The sequence below is a fragment of the Rahnella inusitata genome, assembly GCF_965118895.1.
Lineage (GTDB): Bacteria > Pseudomonadota > Gammaproteobacteria > Enterobacterales > Enterobacteriaceae > Rahnella > Rahnella inusitata_A.
In genome coordinates this window covers 65,219-84,141 of sequence record NZ_CBCPJJ010000028.1, presented here as the reverse complement: position 1 = coordinate 84,141, position 18,923 = coordinate 65,219, and the positions used below count along the sequence as shown (strand labels likewise).

Sequence of the window (18,923 nt, the reverse complement as noted above, 5' to 3'; positions counted from 1 at the left end):
TACGCCGCTGCGCAGGCGTCCCACGGTTTCGCACCGGTTGGCACCGTTGCGGTATGCGGTACGCTGCTGCGCAGACGTCCCACAAATTCCTCTAGAAGCTAGCTCCTGCCGAGCAAATGAAAATGCCTAATTTGGATAAGATCCTCACTCAAAACCTCCCAGGCTTAGATACAGGCACATTCCCGGCCATAGTGATCGACCAATGAAGGCTTACGCATTACCGAAGACAGATCAGATCCCAATGCTAGAGGAAGGGCACAGAAAGAAAATGTACATAGACGGTTGAGCACCCCAGAAAATCGTGTCACACCCCACGCATTATACAATGCTCCCCCCAAAGCCTTGCTGCGCCTAGCTTTGGGGGGTATACCCTGCAATGTTCGTAAACGAAACATTGCAGGGTACTACCCCCCACCAAACCAGCGTCCCGCCTGACTTCGCGGGGGTATACAGCACGGTGATACAAAAAGAGTTAAAAACAGGCTTCTGCGCTGCGCCCTGCCTGTGTTTTATGGATGTATACAACTTTCTATGATACAAATTTGTATCTTATTTTTTACGAGAGAGGTATCAACAGTGGGACAAGTGAAAACACGCAGGCAAATTCAGTACAGGTTATCTGAAGATTTAGAAAATGCTCTGGAGGTAATGGCTGCCAAGCGAGGGCTATCGGCTAATGAATATGCAAAGAAGGTCATGGTCGCAGAACTGAATGGGTCTGGAACATCAGGGTTCAAAGCTGATACCAGCATCAAACATACACTCACAACAACCTACATTTTGGTGAACTCCATTATCTTCCAAATTATGGCTAGCAACCCGTCGCTAACTGAAGAACAGGCTAAGGAGATTGCACATACGAACATCTTCTCGAAGGCGAATGAGCACACTAAGAAAATACTCACCCTTCTTGGTATTGAGGAGTAACCATGTCGAATAAAAAGACCGAGAGAAACGCACTATCCCAGATGGTAGCTGGCTTTCAGGTGTTGTCACATTTTATACGGATGCTTCATCAAACGGTCAGTCGGTCTATAAAGTTTGTGATGATCGTATTTGTCGTTACGGCTCTTTCAGCCACCTATAAATTTTCCGATAAAACGGATTGGTATATGGGCCTGAAATATGGGTATTCATACTTGTTCGTTAAGTACTTCAACATGCCAAATGGGAAGGCAACTCTCACGCTTCCAAATGGCCGACAAGTTTCCGTAACTGACATACAAATTGTCCATTCCGAGACGATGCAAAATCATGCCGAGCAATTGATCAATAATCTGATGATTGCTTTCTGTATCGCCACAGCTTTAGCCGTCATTGTTCTTTTTGCTTTGTATAAATATCTGCGTCATCGAGGCCGGGAAGAGAGTAAGGATGAACATCTCAGAGGTGCCGAACTAACGGAGTCGCTCAATCTACTTGAGGCGGCGACAGATAGAGTTAAGGAAGATGGTAAGCCTTCACGGATTTCAATCGCGGGAATCCCATTAACAAGTCATCAAGAGAATTCCGGTATAGCCTTGGTCGGCTCCCCTGGTACCGGTAAATCTACGACGATGAGGGATATCTTGCGTCAAATGAGAGCGCAAAAAAGGAAGTGTGTTCTTTACGATATCTCTGGTGAGTTTGCGAAGCGCTTTTACAGACCTGGTAAAGACATAATACTGAACGTTTTTGATGAACGGTCTGCTTCTTGGGATTTTTGGGCTGAAGGTAAAAACCCTGCTATTTACGACAAAATGGCGAAAGCTTCGATCCCTGACAGTAACAGCGGTGGTGACCCCTTCTGGACTCTGGCACCACAACTCCTTTTCTCTGCACTTCTTGAAGAATTGGCAAAGCGTAGTGAACATCCTGATGTAGAACATTTGATGAATATCATCTTAAGGATGCCTAATGAAAAGATTATTAAGGTAGTTGCAACGACTGATGCCAGAAACATTATGAATCTGGAACTTGATAAACTTGCAGGGTCGGTTCGTGCGGTTATCTCAGCCTATACACGTAATTTCAAGTACCTTTCCAAGACCAAGGGAAAACGTTTTTCATTTCGTAATTGGGCACGGAATGAAGAGTCTGACGCGTGGGTATTTATCACTGTGCGTGATGATATGAAGGACACATTAAAGCCTCTTCTTACACTAATGATTGAGTCTGCCTTGTCATCAATCTTAACGCTTGAGCCTTCCTATGACAGGCTCATAGGTGTGGGCTTAGATGAGTTTGCAACACTGCATGAAATACCCAGCATTATGGATTTCATTTCGACTGGTCGTAAGTTTGGAGCATTACCAATGCTCGGTTTTCAATCTAATTCCCAGCTAGATGTTACCTATGGGGCAATGAAAGCCAAAGTCATTATGGACTCCATTGGAGCGCTGGCAGCATTCCGAGTGAATGGGGGTGAGGGGTCGGAATGGCTTGCCAAGGAATTAGGTGACCAAGAGACAACGGAGTCTACTGAAAACACTAGCTATGGTGCTAATGACATGCGTGATGCTACATCAATAAACCGTTCAAATAAGGAACAAAACTTACTTTTAAAAAGCCAAATTTCAGGGCTGCTTGATAACCAATGTTACTTAAAACTTGGCCGAGGACTTCCAGTCGCTAAGTTAAGATTTCCTTATGACAACATGCCAGACCTACACCCAGGAATTATTGAAGCAGACTATGTTCTCGATAATGATTTTGAAAACTCTTTCAATATAGAAAACGAGAAAGATCCTGAATCTGTTATCGCGGCAATTAATCGTGATATGGATAAACGGGAACCGCAGCGGAATAAATACACTACGACTAAAAATACTGACACAGGTAAACATGCCGACCAGATTCTTGCCGAAGCAGTATCTTCCGTTCCTTCTCCCCAAAACGGGGCCATTGATAACGGAAATGTAAATCCAGTATATCAAGCGATGTTTATGAAAAAGTCTGATAGCGACACGACAGAAGAGGGTGGTTCAGAGGAAAGTGGATTTACTGATTTGAGCGCATTAGCAGAAGAACGTGAAAATAATATTGAACCCGACCATGAACAAAAAAAATTGGAATCATCATTGCCGTCAAAAAGTGAAGGAACTACGAAAAACACAGAAAAATCGATCGATATTTTTGATGGCTTCGGGAGAGGGTGATTAACATGCTTAGCGTATCAAAAGTAAAGAACACAGCTCAGGCAGCATCATATTATAATTCACCTGATCAATATTATGATAAAGATTCTGGAGGCGTTACATCTCGTTGGGGAGGAAAAGGGGCCGAAATATTAGGGCTTGAAGGGGAGGTAGGTTCGGATGATTTTAATCGCCTCTTAGAAGGCCGTATTAGCCCTGAAGTACAATTGGGAAAAATTAGTGATGGCGGGGTTATTGAACATGTTCCGGCATGGGATCTTACTTTTTCCGCACCGAAAAGTCTTTCTATCATAGCTTTGGTCGGTGGTGACTCTCGATTAGCTGAAGCTCATATTAAAGCTAGCCAAGAGGCTATGCGGTATATTGAGAAAGAATACGCTCTAACGAGGGTTTCCAATAATGGCAAGGCTGAATATACGAAGGTCGATAACCTGGTATATGCCAGCTATGTTCACACTGAGTCAAGAAAGCATGATCCCCAGCTGCATACGCACAATGTTGTGATGAATGCTGTTTCTGATCAGGATGGGCAATGGCGTAGTCTTGAAACGCTAAAAATGTATGAGCATCAACTGATGGGGGGATTGGTCTATCGCTCAGTATTGGCCAATCTAACGAAGAAGCTTGGATATGACATTGAGATAACCGATCATGACAAAGGTCTTTGGGATATCAAGGGGGTGCCAGAAGGCTTAATGAGCGAATTCTCCAAGAGACGAAAAGAAGTGCTTGCTACCGCCCAGCAACGTGGTCTTTTTGACTCAAAATCTATGGAGAAAGCTGCATTATTTAGTAGAGATTCCAAGACGCACCTTGATCCCGAAGACTTGCATAAACTTTGGAACCAAACAGTTATTGATAGTGGAGCTAATCTTGAGGATGTTATTTCTCGTTCCCATTCACAAGTAAAAGACCGTCTGGATAAAAATGTCTCAGCTCGTGTAGTAGTCGATTCCCCATCTAAATCTAACCCCTCAGCTGTTATCAAAAATGATTCCATAAGTGTTAAAAATCCGCGCATCAATGAACAAGTTCCACAGTCGCTGGATCCCCTACATTTGAATGGCCATGTAACAGCGGAAGAACATCCCATAGATTCGCAGCCGGTGCTGCAAGCCGCACCTACTATAAACTTGTCCGAAACTGCTTCTCCGACAATGGGGCAGGATAAAAGCGGCCCATTGCATGATAAATCGACCATCGATGGAGGTTCACCTATCCATATCACTGACCCGGAGATTGCCGCAGCGACGGATGCACAGGTGCATGAATTCTTGAGCGATGACAACCACTCACCTGCTGACATTAAACAAATTATAGATGACGTTCGTTTGTCGTATCGGGTTCTGGCAGCGGATGAAGCCGTGTTTCTCGAAAGTGATGTGATAAAAGGTGCAACCAAACTTCTGATGGGCAATAGCATGCCAGGGGACGTTGAACAGGTTTTGCGTGCGATGACTAATACTGGGGAGCTACTGCCGCGACATTCTCGCACTGGAAATTTTGAAGGTGCATTTACTACGCCTGCTGCCTTTGAGAAAGAACGTAACATGGTTTACAAGATGCTAAACGGGAAGGATTCCCGACAAGCAGTTGGCGACAAAGAGGGAATATTTGCATTTATTGCAACCTTCGAAACAGATAAATCAAAAGAAATTGGGTCACAGTTCGCTTTCTCTGAAGATCAACGAGCAGCTATTGCCGATGCTGCAACCAGCAAAGATCTTGTAGCCGCTATTCAAGGATCTGCCGGCACAGGCAAAACTACCCTTTTGGAATGTCTCATCGCCTACGGGCAGACAAAGGGTTTCAAATTCCTGGGCTTTGCGCCCACAGGTTCAGCCTCGGAAACATTGGCCGCCGAAACGGGGATTAATACTCGCACTGTTGATTCCTTTCTCTATACCAGAAAACAAGGTGAAGTCAGCACCAAAGAGGTTTGGCTGGTTGATGAGGCTAACATGGTCGGTGCCAGCAATCTGGCAGCGATGATAGAGCATGCTGAACGTAGCGATGCAAAACTCTTGCTTTTGGGTGATAAAAAACAGATGGAGGCCGTTGATTGGGGGAGACCTTTTGCTGTGCTGCAAGGTTTCAAAATGGCGACTTCCCATGTAACGAAGATTATACGTCAAAAGAATGAGCTGCTACTTGGTGCGGTCTATGACTCATTGGATAGAAATTTTTCATCTGCTTTTAGTCGGTTACGTGATTCAGTTTTTGATATTGAAAAACATGACATTGTTGAAGACTATCTCAATCTTTCAGAGCTTGAAAGGTCCAAAACATTGGTGATCATTCCCGATAACGAAGGGCGCCAACAATTTAACAGTGAGGTTCATGACCAGTTAATACAAAGAGGGTTGCTTTCGGCTGATGAAATCAGGGTACGTGGACTAATCAGCGCAAATCTAAATGAAGCAGAGCGAACAGATAACCGATTCTACAAACCTGGACACATTATTGAATTCCAACAGGACCGGGGTGAGTTCAAAGCTGGTGAATTCTGGCGTGTCATTGGTAAGGATAAAAAGAATCTAGTTCTGGTCGATGACAATGGGCAAAGCAGAAAATTTGATCCGTCCGAACTTCCGCATGATTCCAAGTTCGCTATAGATGTCTTCAAAGAGGAAGAGCTTAAGTTTTCGGAAGGCGAGAAAGTTGGTTTCAGTAAATCTCGTAAGAATCTTTCGGTGCGTAACGGCGATGAATTCAATATTACAAAAATAAACCATGCCAGCAAGGAATTTACCCTGACAAATGAAGCGGGAAAATCAATAACTCTCGATATCGATAAGTTACATAACTTGTCTCATACGTATGCAATGACATCGTATAAAGCTGAGGGGAAGACGGTTGATAGGGTCATGGCTAAGTTGGAGTCCTGGCGACGAAATCTCGTTAATGAACGCAGCTTCTACGTTGCACTCAGTAGGGCACGCCTCGATGCTCGCTTATACGTTGATAATGTTCGCGGCGTTGTCAAAGCACTGGCCAAACATGATGCTAATAAGACTACTTCCCTTACCGGTCTGTCGCATGGCGATGTGAGGCGTGCTGCCGAGTATTCTGCTCAAGATAAGACGGATACTAAACAACTTCATATGGACCTGAATCTTGCCACGCAAAAACTGGCTAATCGCCACGGAGTGTTCAGCCACACTGCTTTGCTATCTGAGACACTGAAATCAACACTCGGTACCTACGACGTTAGGAATGTAGAACAGGCAATCTACACAATGAGGTCACGCGGCGAATTAGGGCTTTCCCATATCAATCACGATAAGCCAAATAGTGAGAACTTCTATACCATGCCAACCAATATCCGCCAGGAGGCACAGATAGTCCGTCACATGTTGCAAGGGAAAGACCGATTGCCTGCGATCGCTGGGAAGTCTGTAATTAACAGGTACTTGGCTGCAAAAAAAGAGAGAGCAATACAGGGTCATGATGAGCCAGTATCAGAAGCAACTAAAGTCGCACTTTTGACCATTCTCACAAGCAGGGACGAGTCTATCTTGATCACTGGTGGTGACCACAGCGGGCATCGTGATGTCATGAGGCAACTGGGGAGCACCATTGCGCAAAGTCGAGGCTATAGAGTTAGAGGTTTTTCTACGACCAGTGATGGCGTAAAGCAGCTGAAGGACACAATGAAAAGCGCAGGCAATATTTATGCGCATATTGAACAAATGGAAAAACGTGTAGCGGCAAAACAGACTTTGCATTCTGACAAAGAGCTTTGGGTGGTGGAGAACGTATCTCAGATTGGTGCTGAAAATCTTCTGCGGCTGCAACAGGTGGCCAGATATGCCGGAGCAAGAATGGTACTCGTTGCAGATCGCCAGGAAAATTCCATGAGTTGGGGGAATATTCCGACTTTGCTGTCAGAGCAAGGTATCACTAATGTTAATTTCGACCGTTCAGTCAAAAGCTTTAATCCCGAGATAAATGAGGCTACAGAAAAACTGACACAGGGAAAGATTACTGAGGCATTAAGCCATGTAAGCCCAATGGTCAGTGAAATCCGAGATAATGACAATCCGGCAAACGATAAGAAAGTCAGGCTTGAGGTTCTTGCCAGCTCGTACCTTAATCTCAGTCCAGAAGACCGTGAAAAAACGGCTGTCATCATTCCAGACTACTTCTCCAGAAACAAAGTAGACGTTCAGATACGCAATGGCCTTCAGAAACAAGGAATACTCACCGGCGCGGAACTTACATCCGGATTATACAGAAATGCCAATCTTGACCCATTTGAGAAACAAACGGCTACAAACTATAAAGTTGGCCAAGTCGTTATGTTTGAGAGCAACAGGCCAGGTATAGAAAAAGGGGCATACTACAACGTTAGCCACATCAACAAGACCACCAACGAACTTACGCTAATCTCCACTACTGATGGTAAACATGCGCTGATAAATGCTAGTGAAATTGCGGGAAGTCGTAATAATTCGGTTCAGGTCTTTCATGTTGAGAACAAGAGTATTCAGGTTGGTGAGAAACTACGTTTCACTCGCTCAGTACCTTCTGACAGCTTAGTTGCCGGTGATGGGAAATCTGTTCCGTCTAAAGCCGGTGCTGTAGTGGAGAGTATCGACGGAACTAACCTGGCTTTGCGTCTGGGTAATGGCCGACAGGTAACAGTTGATACCGATAAGTGGAAGCATCTTGAATGGGGTTACACACATAATCTGTTTAATATAAAAGATAAGCAGTTTGAGAATGTCATCGCACTAATGGAGTCATGGAAGAAACACTTCGCTACTCAAGAGGTACTTCATAATGCACTGACCAAAACCTCTGTTAATTTGAGGATCGTAACCGACGATAAACCAAAATTACTCGAGAGTCTGAGCATGTCATCGGGGTTTCGCCAGACGGCATTACAGGATAGACAAGTCTCAATTAATAAAGCAGAGATGGCCTCTTTTGATAAGCAGTTTGGTGTGGGGTTGAGTTTCGCGTCACGCGGGTTGATAAGGCTGGAATCCGCAGTCGATAAGGCCGTTACAGCTACGCAGAGTAAATTCATGGAGAAAACACGTCAGGTTGGAGAGAGGGTTCAGGCATTTAACCGTCAGCGTACTTTATAAGAATGGTTGGTAGGGCGTGTTGTTATCCGCACGGCCCTACCTCAAATATCAAAGAACTTTCATCGAGAACCTCGAGAAGATTATTAAAATGTGTTTTTGATATTGCTATTAAAAAGAGCGAGAAGTCTGTCACCACTAATAATTTCTAACTGACAGCCAGGTATGCGGTTTGATGCTTCTCTTACTGATTTTGGAGTGGTAGCCGTATGGACAAAAATCCCATTACATTGGTTTTCAACCAATAAGGCAGAAAATGCTTTCAGATGTTCCAGCCTTACGCGGTCGTTGTATCGTTTTGCCTGAATCAGCCACATGCTGCCATCATGTTGAAATCGGCCGTCAATCCCTCCATCCCCGGTATAGCGGTCATTTCGCTTAATAACAATTCCCTTTCTTTGCAAAGCCGTGAGAATAAGTTCTTCGAATGTAAATGGGTCTATTTTCTTTAAATATGCAAGTTTTTGGGCAGGATGTTCGAAAGTTTGCAACTTTTTAAGTACTTTTTCGGCTGACTCTCGTTTTTTACTGTGCTTGTTTTTCTTCTTGAAAAACAATGGGTAGATGACAAATAAAACTACCATTAACCCTAGTAATAGCAGGTTTCGATTCATTAGAATTTATCTCCAGGAGAGGAATTATCGATGCCATTAGATTGACCATTAAAAAAAGAGTCATTTTGATAGCTTTCTACAGGTTTGGATTTGGACATTTTAGGAACGTCTTGTATTCCTTCGTTTTGCCCTTTTTCAGTGAACCCTTTTTTATCGTATTCATGCTGAAGCCTATATCTTCTTGGTGTGCCAGATTCCTTGTGGTTGAGACCTTTTCTGGATAAAAGCCATAACAGACAGCCACCAATGAGGGCTAAAAATATCAACCCGGCACCCAGTAGTTTTCCACTCATGCGTTTTCGTCTTCATTTGAATCGACAGCATCATTTTGCGCATGCACATTTTCTTCTGTTCTAACTGGGACGGTTAACAACACAAGGATGCATAACAGGCTGTGCGTAACCATCAGTGCGATCAAGAACGGAACGCCATCGTTGAATGATCGATATAACGTAAATAGGAATGCACATAAGAACAAAGTAAAAACATGCGCAGTATGGTTTGTAAAAGCTCTCCGAAGTGAAATATGCAGGCAAAAAAAAGCAATTAAAACACCTGCTGTTTGCTCGTTGTAAGACAAAAGCGATGGTTTTAAATACAGTATCAAGTAGTAAGAAGAGGCTAGCAGGGATGAAATTAAAGCAGCGCAGAATCCCATTACAGTCCTCCCACAAGTTTGGTGTTGGCATTGAAAGGGCGATTAACTGCGATGTTAAAAGCGAACCCAGGATGGGTATCACGGAATTCATATCGCTTTACAATATCGGAGTTTTTAGCCTTCACTGAAGACTTGAATCCGCTGTTATCGGGAACGCCACCTAATATGGCCGTGACATACTGTTGCGTCTCATAGATAGGAATCAGCTGAGTAAAGGCTGAGTTACTTATCTCACCTTTGCGTGGGTCCCCGTAGCGCTGAACCCAATTATCTACTCGTTTTGGTCCTGCGTTATAGGCAGCTAGGGCCAAAACATGGTTGCCGTTATATTTCTCTAACTGGGTTTCATAATATGCCCGCCCTAAGCGAGTGTTGTAAGTCGCATCATTCCGGTAACGCCATTCGTTCCACTCAATCCCTGCCATACGAGCGGCTTCAGGAGCGGTTGACGGCATGACTTGGGCTACACCTACAGCCCCCTTGGGCGAAGTTAGCGGCTTTCCATTTGCGCCAAACTGCCTACCTCTGCTTTCCTGATGCAGCAGCCGTGAAAATACGGGATCTGCCATAGTGTCATTGGATTCGGCAACTATGATATCTGTTGTTTGAACCTGAGATTTTGTTGAAGTCGATTGAGCGAAAACTGAGCAGCAACACAATGAAAGTAAAATTGCGGATGACATTTTTTTTGGATTCAATTGTGGAAACCTCGGTTTATTTGATGTGATACAAAAATGTATCATATAACTGTTATATTACAACAAAAGGTTGATTGTGATAATCGACTATTTGTGCAATGATCGATTAATCGAAACCAGGAAAAATGTTCTATGTGTGAAAAATTTGGACGAGAAACCAATAGGTTAATTGAGCGCATAGAGCAAACCATGTCGCGCATGAGTAACAGTAAATCTGCATTAATTAATGCATTGATTAAGCATGTAGTACATAAAGTTAAAGCCACTGAAATCACCGATATGAAGTCTTCGGCAATTTATCGAGCTAAGCGAAATCTTATACAGAATCAAGAAAAGATCATTGAATTGTCAGGTTTATACTCACCTCTTTTCGCCCGTGAAAAGACGGGTGCCGGTGAAGAGCCGTTTAGCTTGATCGTCAATATTGATGGTGAAGGCCTAAAGAGGGGATACCTGTGGTTTAGTCCAGTGCGTAAAAAGGAATATCGCCCAACTGAACTCGAATATTTTGTCCTTGATAATGATGAATTTATTCCTTATAAACTGACTGCACTGGAATAACCCATGTCAAAAAACTCTTCTATGCCAGTTTCTGACGTTGTTGCATTTCTCAATAATCTGACCCGCCGTAACAAGGTGTTTAGGGCGATGCCCATTCAACTTCTTCGTATTCTCAATGCTGACAGTCGTCGCGTTCTGGAACAACGTGAAGATGAAGAGATGGCGTTAGAGGCAGAACAAAGAGCCAGGCAGAAGATGATCGATGAGCATCTTTCACTATTGAAGAAGGATGGGATTGAACCCGATGAACTGCTCAACAATGGGCGCCCACTTAAACGGCCTTCCATTGGCAGGGTTCGTCACTACCGAATCAAGGGTGAGCTTATCTCTTACAAGGGAGTGGGTAAGTACCCGCGCAAATTGAAAGATATCGTTGAAAAAGAAGGTGAAGAAGGTTTAAAAAACTACGAAATCTCCAACGATTAAAAAATTCTAAATTTTTGTTTTGGAACTCGGCCTTTTGGCTGGTTAAGTTGCCTTCACAAACCTTTCCCCGCTATCTCTGGCGGGTTTTTTCATTCTGACCTTCCCTAACTATTGCTCCTGTTAGTTCTTTCTTCCAGGTTGCTTGCAAGTAAGGTATCTGCCGGCTCCGTTCTTCTCTCTCATTTTTATACTTAATGGGACAAAAGAATTGAATTCATACCCTGATGAAAATATGAAGTAAGTCATAGCATTGAAGGAAGCAAATGCTAGCCGGGTGTTGCTAACACTTAGAAGTAATTGCAAGCGGTAGATTGGCAGCGTATATTTGATGCAACCCAACAAAAATGTTTGTACTCAGGTAACGTCAAATGTCTCCATCAATCGTTAAGTCAGAACAACATGCCCGCTATGACAGAGTGGCAAAAGAAGTTCTACGCGGTGATCGTGAGTACAAACCTGCGCCGAAATCACGCTACAGCGTCTCTTCAAAATTCTCGTCCAAGCAGCCAGTTAGCTTTGCTTGATTAGGAAGACTGCGGCAAAATGAACCATCATTCAATGATGGTTTTTTTATGTCTGAAAACGAAGCAATTCCCCCATTCGAACAAGCCTATCTCCTGAATACTCAGCTCATCGCTAGCGGTGACCAGCTGCGTGACGCCGTGATCACTGTCGGCGGTCAGGCGGTACAATATTGGGTTTCCTATTTCCATGACCAGTATGGTGAAGAGTTGCCGGATGAGCGACTGGTAACCTCCATCGACGTAGATTATTCAGCAAACAAACATGATGTAAATGCCATTGCACATGCCTTACACGTTGATGTTTCATTAAACGATAAAGGCAATCCACCCTCGGTCGCCCGGTTCTTGCTGATAGACAGCAAGACGAAAGAGATTAAGCAGGTTGATGGCAGATATTTTTCTGACCCGGAAGATCCTGAAATGGCCAACACCGTTGATGTGATTGACTGGCCAGCCGGTTTTGAATTGGGTGACTTCAGCGATAAAAAACTCTTGTTAAATACAGAACCGTTTTTAATCGCCCTGGGTGATACTGACGAACCGGTGAAGCATGAGAAGGTGAGGGTGCTTAACCCTATTGCCTGCATAAAATCACGTTTTGCCAATTTGAAAATTTTGCGGCGGCGGCGAGACGTTGAACTGGCAAGGATCAATGCATTAAAAATACCGTGCTTCTTCTTTATCCTGGAAATGTTCGACCAGCGTCCCTTCAGGGAGGCAAGAGACCATTTTATGAATCTCTATGCTTTAGCCTGGGACGAAAACTATCTTCGTCTCCAGACCGAGCTCCGCGACGTCAAACACAATGTTTCTCTGTTGCCCATTCTTGAGAAAGTGCATGAGTATCTGGTTGTCCACTTTGACGATTTTGAACTGCCTGAAGATTTCGTTCACAAAGACCTGCCGAACCGGCTCAGGCAATTGAGAAAACGCTCTGAACGCTATGTCACTTTAGGTAACAGGGTCAAACAAAAGCAGTAAAAAAGGGCGGTCAATAATATGACTGCCCTTTTTATTACAGTGAGCTAGCCCGAAGTTTGGCGGTTTACGAAAGTGCTATAACGCATAGCCTTTGCGCGACAACATCAGAAATGGCCCGAGATCTGGCGGGGTAGATTTCCCGCCTGCATCATCGCCAGCTTTGCCTGCTCAACGTCGTACCCGAAATTTACCTGGTGTTGGCCAGCGACATCGAACAGGAACAGCTTGGTATACACCTCGGTGGACTTGAAGGACTTATGGCCCATCAGCGTTTGCAGGACTTTGGGGTGTATGCGGTTGAACAAAATGTGCATCGCAAAAGAGTGCCGGAAGGATTTGGGGATGATCGGCGTGATAGAAAACGTGACACCGTCACGCTTTGCGGCATCTATAGCGCGCTTCAACCACCGCGATATGGTATCCGGCGACACCGGCCACAGGGGTTCATCCACTCTTATCTTCAGCGTCGCGACCAGTGAGGTCATTCTTTCACGATAGGTGGCATCCCACACCGGCACGTCTCTTACCGGCAATTCAGACTCTTTTGGCCGACCGCGACCGCGCGTTCGCTGCTTCAGCGTGGGCAATTTAATGGCGGGCATCGCCTGTTTGAACAACAGTGAAGCCGGCGTGAGGGCCAGCGCCTCGTTGGGCCTGGCCCCGGTATTCCACATGGTTTCAAAGAAAGTGCGCTGACGCAGGTCGGGGAGATAGCTCAGCAGTACGGCAACCTCCGGGGCGAGCAAATACGCCGGCGCGTTGGGCGTGGACATGGCCAGTTGCCGCATTGCAAAAACCCGCGCCCAGTCCGGCCCACCGACGGGCATCAGCATGGCGGGAGGGAGTATTTTCACGTCGTCGGGATTTTTAAAATCCACAGCATTGCCTCACAAAACTTTCTCAGATTTCACGTAGCGTTGTCATTTTGCTGACGCCGGCGAAGACATTTTTGCGCATGCGCAACTTTCACCGGCGGGTTCACCACGGCCACCCGACGAACGTACTGGTTATACGCCGCACGGCATGACCGATCCGCCATTATTATGCCAGAGGATCCCGCCGTCATAATTACCCTAAATTGTACTCCATTGTGCGGAAGTTTCTTTCTATATGTCGTTTTGCCGCAGACTTTTTTTGTCAAAATCGACGGGCAGGGCGCACAAATCCCACATATAGCGAGTATAAAATCATAGGGGTACTATATAGGGGAAAATGACGGGGTGCGGCGTTTGCGGATCTTTACCCGTTTTGCCGCAAGTGAAGGAACGGTGTATGCAACAGGGAGGGCCAACATTAAGGGGACCAGTCCTTGAAACGCACCTTGTACATTTTCAACCGACAATCATTGAAATCAGCATGACTTTGCAGGACATTAGGAGTTATTCAAGCCAACAGGAATTCAGGCCAATATATGGACGATGAAAAAGTAATTTGCCACCAGTGCATCGAAGAAGAATATGTTAAAAATCACATTAAAGAAAAAGGCAATGCTGAAACGAAATGCTCATATTGCAATAAGTTTCGAAAAAATGTGGCGTTGAGAGATATCGCTGAAATGATGCATTCTGTGTTTGAAAATCATTATGAAAGATATATGTACAATTATGATTACGGAATTAGCACCGGGAGCACATCACAAGAAATCATAGCAGAAGAGTTGGGAGTTGATGAAGAGGTTGCTGATGATATTAACTTAATTTTATGTGACGAAAATAACGAGTACGACAATGAAATATATAACGATGACTATGAATATAGAAAGCGAGAACATACATCGGGGGGACTGGATTATTCATGGCAAAAGGTTAAGGATTCTCTAAAGAAAGAGGCTCGTTTTTTTAATACTTCCGTTATGGATTTTTTGGATTCTCTTTTTTCAGATATTGATAAATATATAACTGAGGAAAAAACATCTCCCATAACACTATTGCCAAGCACTTCTTTGTTATACAGAGCCAGGACTTTTGAGAACTACGGAGATGTTGAGAGTGCACTGCAACATCCAGAAAGGAATTTTGGTCCGCCACCTTCCGAATTAGCACGTTCTGGACGTATGAACGCCTCTGGCATATCAGTGTTTTACGGGGCTACATCCGCGCATATTGCTATTGCTGAAGTTAGGCCGCCTGTGGGTAGCTATGTTGTGGTTGCTCCATTTTCATTGCTTCGACCACTAAGGATATTTAACGTTTCGGCGTTGAACTCATTGAAAACCACTACAGGCAGTATATTTGACTCAAAAACACATATAGCGCAGGAACGAACAGCATTTCTAAAAACATTTTCGAGAAAACTAACGTTACCTGTATTCGGAAAAAATCAGGATAATGAATATCTAACGACACAGGTAATCGCGGAATACCTCAGCGTTTCAACCCAATACAACCTTGATGGAATAAGTTTCAAATCTACACAGGTGGAAGAAGGGAAAACGACAGGTGATGACGATTATAACGTAGTCCTGTTCAATAAATCCTCAAGCGTTGAATATGCAAAAGATTCACGGAGAAAATATCGCGTCGAACTATATGAAAATGTGGAGGATGACATCTATATGTTCCACCCAAGCATCCGATTAATTGAAGATGGCAAAAGAAATAACGATGATCATTTTATGTCATTTCTGACAAATGATGGTCCAACCCTAGAACTTATGTCTGACAGCATGAGATTTTATAAGGTTAAAGGTGTTTACTACCAGACTGATGAAACCAGGATCATTCAAGGTGCATCTATAGCCTCAAAAGAGAAAGACCAGCATGATTTTTGAATTCTAGTTGGAAATAATCATCTCATCTCATGTGACGGGCAGTCCCGTAACGGAATATGTGCAACATATATAAGGAGTTCGTTGTGTATAATATAATCAAAGAAAACCATAATCCATTATGGAATGTGAAAGAGGGAGATGAAGCGAGTTCTAATTATCCACTCTCACGTTTTTTGGAGTCAACGCCTTCAAGATTAGCGGAAAGATTAAGGCCGGTCACAGACTCAACTTTAATGTATCTGGCAGGAACAACGGTTCTATTCGTAAGTAAAGTATATGCTAAGCTCACAAATAATGGGGGCCGCCTATACTACATTGATATTAGAGTCGGGTTAATTAATCGTTTAAAGTTAGAGAATAAATTTATCCACTATGAATTCACCTTACTACATGACTTCGGGAATATTGAAGTTAGCAATACAGGTTTAATTAGAAGGGCATTAGAACCTGACGTTACAACTTCTGTTAGCAATAGATCTCATTGGGCAATAAAAGATGGGAATGTAAGTGATGCAATTAAAAAGATCAACAAGGGATTAACTTCACCTATAGTAATACCTTTGGACGTAGTGATAACTCAAACGAAACTGGGTGCGATCGGAGCATTCCAGCAAAGAAATAAGAGCATAGAAAGCCTTCAGGAGTATTTAGATTTTATTCTTGAGGATGAGCCTGATAATGAATTTGAAATATTCTATCGGGGGCATTCTGATCAAAAATATTTGCTTGAACCATCTATTTTGAGGAAGGATAAAGCTTCAGGTAATTACACTCATTATTTTAATGAAAAAGAAATGATTAGTGAAATGCTGACGGTGCAACCAGGTGAGTTTGCATCTGATAAATACATGTTAGATAAACTGGTTCGGATGCAGCATTTTGGTTTACCGACACGCTTGTTGGATCTGACCTACAACCCCCTTGTTGCATTGTATTTTGCCTGTGAGAATCATGAAAAAATTGATGGAGAAGTCATTATTCTTAAAACTAAAAAAACTTCGGTTAAGTTCTTCGATTCTGACACCGTAAGCTGTATTGCCAACTTATGCAAGCTGGACGATCCGCAGAAGGAGGAATTAGCTAATGATATAGAAAATGCAATTCGGAGCGGAAATGAGTTGCCAATTGGATTCGACGACCCGAATGATGACTACAATGACTTTCGTCTTGTCGAATCTAGAACGAAAGCCATGCTAAATTTTAACATTAGAAATATATGCGGTCATCTTTTACATTCAATAAAAGATGAGAAACCTTATTTCAAAGACATTATAAATCCCTATGATCTGAGTCGGGTTATATTCGTTCGTGGCAGAATATCTAATACCAGGATTTCATCTCAGTCAGGTGCGTTTTTACTGTTTGGCTTGGATGCAGCATTGCAGGAAACAGGAGACGATGACATATCTATAACCCGCGTGACGATTAGAAATAAGAAGGAAATATTAAAGAAGTTGAAGATTTTGAATATTCACGCCAGCACTATCTACCCAGGGCTAGAAAATTCGGCTGAGGACATCAAGAATAAGTACCATAAGAGATAGGCAATGTACGGTCATAATTAATAACATGAAAATATTACACGGAGCAAGAAAACGCTTCGATACGTTCAGTACACCTCAGTTCATACAGGTGTCAGCGGTACTATACTTGGTTCACCGAGAACTTAAAGGCACCTATTAATTGATATCATTAGTGCAGACAAGGCAGTAACGGGAATCATTACTGCCTTGTTCGCGGAGGTAAGACGGCCACGTATAAATTCATTTATGAGTCCCCAATTTAACATAATGAACGTTATGCGACCTAAGTCATTGATATATAAATTAAAATAAATGCTAAGTGTTTCTTCTAATTTTCGCCAGTAAAGAGTCCTGTTAGCTGTCGAAGATATCTAACGTGGGGTTCCCAAAATAATTATCCAATCAAGTATGCTCCCTTGGACTAAAGGATAATGTTCAAATATAATCTTGAGAATTCAGTGTAAAATTAATCAGAGGACTAGATTGTGGAATCATTATTGTCAAAGTTAAGGAAAAGTCGTAAGAACATTTTAGCAAAGAATAATGTAATCGGTAATTATGACTTTCACACAACAATTGTGACTCTAGAGTCCTTTGAAAATAAACACATCATAGAGTTAGATAAAAATATAAACATTCTTAAAGAGCACCAAAATACAGGTGTTCCTGTACCACTTGTAGTTTATGAAAGTATTTCAAATATAACTGTTTATGCTTGTCATGAGTATACGCATTTTTTAGATTGTACTTCTACTTTGTGGGGGTTTAGATATTTAGAGTTAATGTCTCAAGCATATTCAGTAGATAATAAAAGGTTTGATTTTAATACGGAAGAATATTTTTACTTTGCAAAAGAGTTTCACGATTTCATCCGTTCAATTAAACTACCAAACTATTACACCGAGATACATGAGAGTAATGATGCAAAGGGAAAGTGGTTGGTACAACAAACTTTGGGGCACAGATTCTCAAGTTCTGGACATATCACTGAAATACCAATTTTGTTTATGACATTCCTTAACGAAAATGAGTTACCATTAGTACGATCCCCTATTTCCATTCTCTCATTGCTTGAATGCTCTGCTATGTCTCAGGAAATTCTTCACAAAATATCTTTAATGTCAATGCTCTGTAATACAGATGTTTTTAAAGTAGAGTTTCAAAGATATAATGATGAAATGAAGAAATATCTATTTAACAAGAATATGACTGAGTATTCCGTCTGCGCTCATTTTATTTCTCTATGGTTTAATATCCAGGATATTGAACAAATATTTCAAGCTTCATCACTGCTTTCCAGGGCTGTATTAAATACTCCAATCGATGCCTTTGATAGTATCTATACAAAATGTGATTTCCTGAAACTTTTTAATGTAACAAAAGAGCAAGAGCATGTTGTTAGAATAAAACGCGGCATTAAATACAGAGATCTTGGCATACTTTTTTATGTTATATGTAGAGCATTAAAAAAAATAAATGCTGATGAAATATCTCTTGAAACCATAAGTGATGCGTTTTGTGAATTAGGGGTAAACCCTAAGGAACTGAACGATTTTATAACGTTAGAAATTGAAACAGTTTCAAACTCTCTAACTTTCAGCCAAATCCCCTCTATAAAAATTATAGCTTTAGCGGGATTAGATAATTTTAAAATACTTGATAAGGCCAATAGCAGTCTGATTGATTTTGAAAAATTAAATATTCCACCTATTCTTTTAGGTGATTCGGAAGAAACAAATTTTTTATCTGGGCCTAATAACTCCTTATGCAATGTGGATTTAAACTCTATATTTGAAGATCTACATCAAGGCCAAAGATGGGTTGACCGGTTTACAGATGCCTGTATGTAAAATTTGATAAGAAAAAACTTAAGACAATTGAACCTTAATATACGATTAAGAGATTGCGGTTAACTAATATCTCTTTTCGCATAGCAAG

14 protein-coding genes are annotated in these 18,923 nt (G+C 42.5%); 9 read left to right on the top strand and 5 right to left on the bottom strand.

The genetic code is table 11. The annotated features are described in order from the left end of the window. Positions 1-576: 576 nt before the first annotated feature. The 3 genes from ACMHLI_RS22365 to mobF are packed head-to-tail and all read left to right on the top strand — an operon-like array spanning position 577 to position 8,233. The gene (locus tag ACMHLI_RS22365; protein WP_413531368.1) at positions 577-927 is read left to right on the top strand and encodes a hypothetical protein; all 351 of its coding nucleotides are present in this window, start codon (positions 577-579) and stop codon (positions 925-927) included. Between the two features lie 2 nt (positions 928-929). Beyond that, on the top strand, positions 930-3,137 hold the full coding sequence (locus tag ACMHLI_RS22360; RefSeq protein ID WP_413531367.1) for a type IV secretion system DNA-binding domain-containing protein: 2,208 nt from the start codon (positions 930-932) through the stop codon (positions 3,135-3,137). A 5-nt stretch (positions 3,138-3,142) separates the two neighbouring features. Further along, a complete protein-coding gene (mobF, locus tag ACMHLI_RS22355) occupies positions 3,143-8,233 on the top strand; it encodes a MobF family relaxase (RefSeq protein ID WP_413531366.1) in 5,091 nt (1,696 codons plus the stop codon). 83 nt (positions 8,234-8,316) lie between these two features. On the opposite strand, the gene ACMHLI_RS22350 is transcribed toward mobF, so the two are convergent. From ACMHLI_RS22350 to ACMHLI_RS22340, 3 genes are all read right to left on the bottom strand, one after another. Further along, positions 8,317-8,844, bottom strand: a complete 528-nt coding sequence (locus ACMHLI_RS22350; protein WP_119823624.1) for a restriction endonuclease — start codon at positions 8,842-8,844, stop codon at positions 8,317-8,319. Then, on the bottom strand, positions 8,844-9,137 hold the full coding sequence (locus tag ACMHLI_RS22345) for a hypothetical protein (RefSeq protein WP_119823622.1): 294 nt from the start codon (positions 9,135-9,137) through the stop codon (positions 8,844-8,846). Before ACMHLI_RS22345 ends, ACMHLI_RS22350 begins: the two co-directional genes overlap by 1 nt. A 364-nt stretch (positions 9,138-9,501) precedes the next feature. Continuing rightward, positions 9,502-10,200 carry a transglycosylase SLT domain-containing protein gene (locus tag ACMHLI_RS22340; protein ID WP_413531365.1) on the bottom strand — a complete coding sequence of 233 codons (699 nt, stop codon included), beginning with the start codon at positions 10,198-10,200 and terminating at the stop codon, positions 9,502-9,504. Between the two features lie 132 nt (positions 10,201-10,332). On the opposite strand from ACMHLI_RS22340, the gene ACMHLI_RS22335 reads away from it, so the two are divergent. The 3 genes from ACMHLI_RS22335 (at position 10,333) to ACMHLI_RS22325 (ending at position 12,692) form a co-directional block, all read left to right on the top strand. Continuing rightward, positions 10,333-10,761: a hypothetical protein gene (locus ACMHLI_RS22335; protein ID WP_119823618.1), complete on the top strand. Its 429-nt coding sequence runs from the start codon at positions 10,333-10,335 to the stop codon at positions 10,759-10,761. A 3-nt stretch (positions 10,762-10,764) separates the two neighbouring features. Beyond that, the gene (locus ACMHLI_RS22330) at positions 10,765-11,187 is read left to right on the top strand and encodes an H-NS histone family protein (protein ID WP_119823616.1); all 423 of its coding nucleotides are present in this window, start codon (positions 10,765-10,767) and stop codon (positions 11,185-11,187) included. A 572-nt stretch (positions 11,188-11,759) separates the two neighbouring features. Continuing rightward, complete coding sequence (locus ACMHLI_RS22325; RefSeq protein ID WP_413531364.1) at positions 11,760-12,692, top strand: hypothetical protein; 933 nt, start codon at positions 11,760-11,762, stop codon at positions 12,690-12,692. Between the two features lie 104 nt (positions 12,693-12,796). On the opposite strand, the gene ACMHLI_RS22320 is transcribed toward ACMHLI_RS22325, so the two are convergent. Then, entirely contained in the window at positions 12,797-13,570 is a 774-nt protein-coding gene (locus ACMHLI_RS22320) for a tyrosine-type recombinase/integrase (RefSeq protein WP_413531363.1), read from the bottom strand. A 29-nt stretch (positions 13,571-13,599) separates the two neighbouring features. Beyond that, the gene (locus tag ACMHLI_RS22315) at positions 13,600-13,731 is read right to left on the bottom strand and encodes a hypothetical protein (RefSeq protein ID WP_413531362.1); all 132 of its coding nucleotides are present in this window, start codon (positions 13,729-13,731) and stop codon (positions 13,600-13,602) included. Positions 13,732-14,103: 372 nt separating this feature from the next. Between ACMHLI_RS22315 and ACMHLI_RS22310 the strand changes: the two genes are divergently transcribed. The 3 genes from ACMHLI_RS22310 to ACMHLI_RS22300 all read left to right on the top strand — a co-directional run bounded on the left by ACMHLI_RS22310 (position 14,104) and on the right by ACMHLI_RS22300 (position 18,835). Further along, positions 14,104-15,462, top strand: coding sequence for an RES domain-containing protein (locus tag ACMHLI_RS22310; protein ID WP_413531361.1), 1,359 nt, complete (start codon positions 14,104-14,106; stop codon positions 15,460-15,462). A gap of 83 nt (positions 15,463-15,545) precedes the next feature. After that, positions 15,546-17,006 (top strand): FRG domain-containing protein, encoded by a 1,461-nt coding sequence (locus tag ACMHLI_RS22305; RefSeq protein WP_413531360.1) that lies wholly within the window; start codon positions 15,546-15,548, stop codon positions 17,004-17,006. 464 nt (positions 17,007-17,470) lie between these two features. Continuing rightward, positions 17,471-18,835: a hypothetical protein gene (locus ACMHLI_RS22300; protein ID WP_413531359.1), complete on the top strand. Its 1,365-nt coding sequence runs from the start codon at positions 17,471-17,473 to the stop codon at positions 18,833-18,835. The last annotated feature ends 88 nt before the right edge of the window (positions 18,836-18,923 follow it).

What these genes read in the sequence shown, in the direction of transcription:
- ACMHLI_RS22360 (WP_413531367.1), top strand. Translation starts at nt 930, where the DNA reads ATGTCGAATAAAAAGACCGAGAGAAACGCACTATCCCAGATGGTAGCT.
- mobF (WP_413531366.1), top strand. Translation starts at nt 3,143, where the DNA reads ATGCTTAGCGTATCAAAAGTAAAGAACACAGCTCAGGCAGCATCATAT.
- ACMHLI_RS22350 (WP_119823624.1), bottom strand. Translation starts at nt 8,844, where the DNA reads ATGAATCGAAACCTGCTATTACTAGGGTTAATGGTAGTTTTATTTGTC.
- ACMHLI_RS22345 (WP_119823622.1), bottom strand. Translation starts at nt 9,137, where the DNA reads ATGAGTGGAAAACTACTGGGTGCCGGGTTGATATTTTTAGCCCTCATT.
- ACMHLI_RS22335 (WP_119823618.1), top strand. Translation starts at nt 10,333, where the DNA reads ATGTGTGAAAAATTTGGACGAGAAACCAATAGGTTAATTGAGCGCATA.
- ACMHLI_RS22330 (WP_119823616.1), top strand. Translation starts at nt 10,765, where the DNA reads ATGTCAAAAAACTCTTCTATGCCAGTTTCTGACGTTGTTGCATTTCTC.
- ACMHLI_RS22325 (WP_413531364.1), top strand. Translation starts at nt 11,760, where the DNA reads ATGTCTGAAAACGAAGCAATTCCCCCATTCGAACAAGCCTATCTCCTG.
- ACMHLI_RS22315 (WP_413531362.1), bottom strand. Translation starts at nt 13,731, where the DNA reads ATGGCGGATCGGTCATGCCGTGCGGCGTATAACCAGTACGTTCGTCGG.
- ACMHLI_RS22310 (WP_413531361.1), top strand. Translation starts at nt 14,104, where the DNA reads ATGGACGATGAAAAAGTAATTTGCCACCAGTGCATCGAAGAAGAATAT.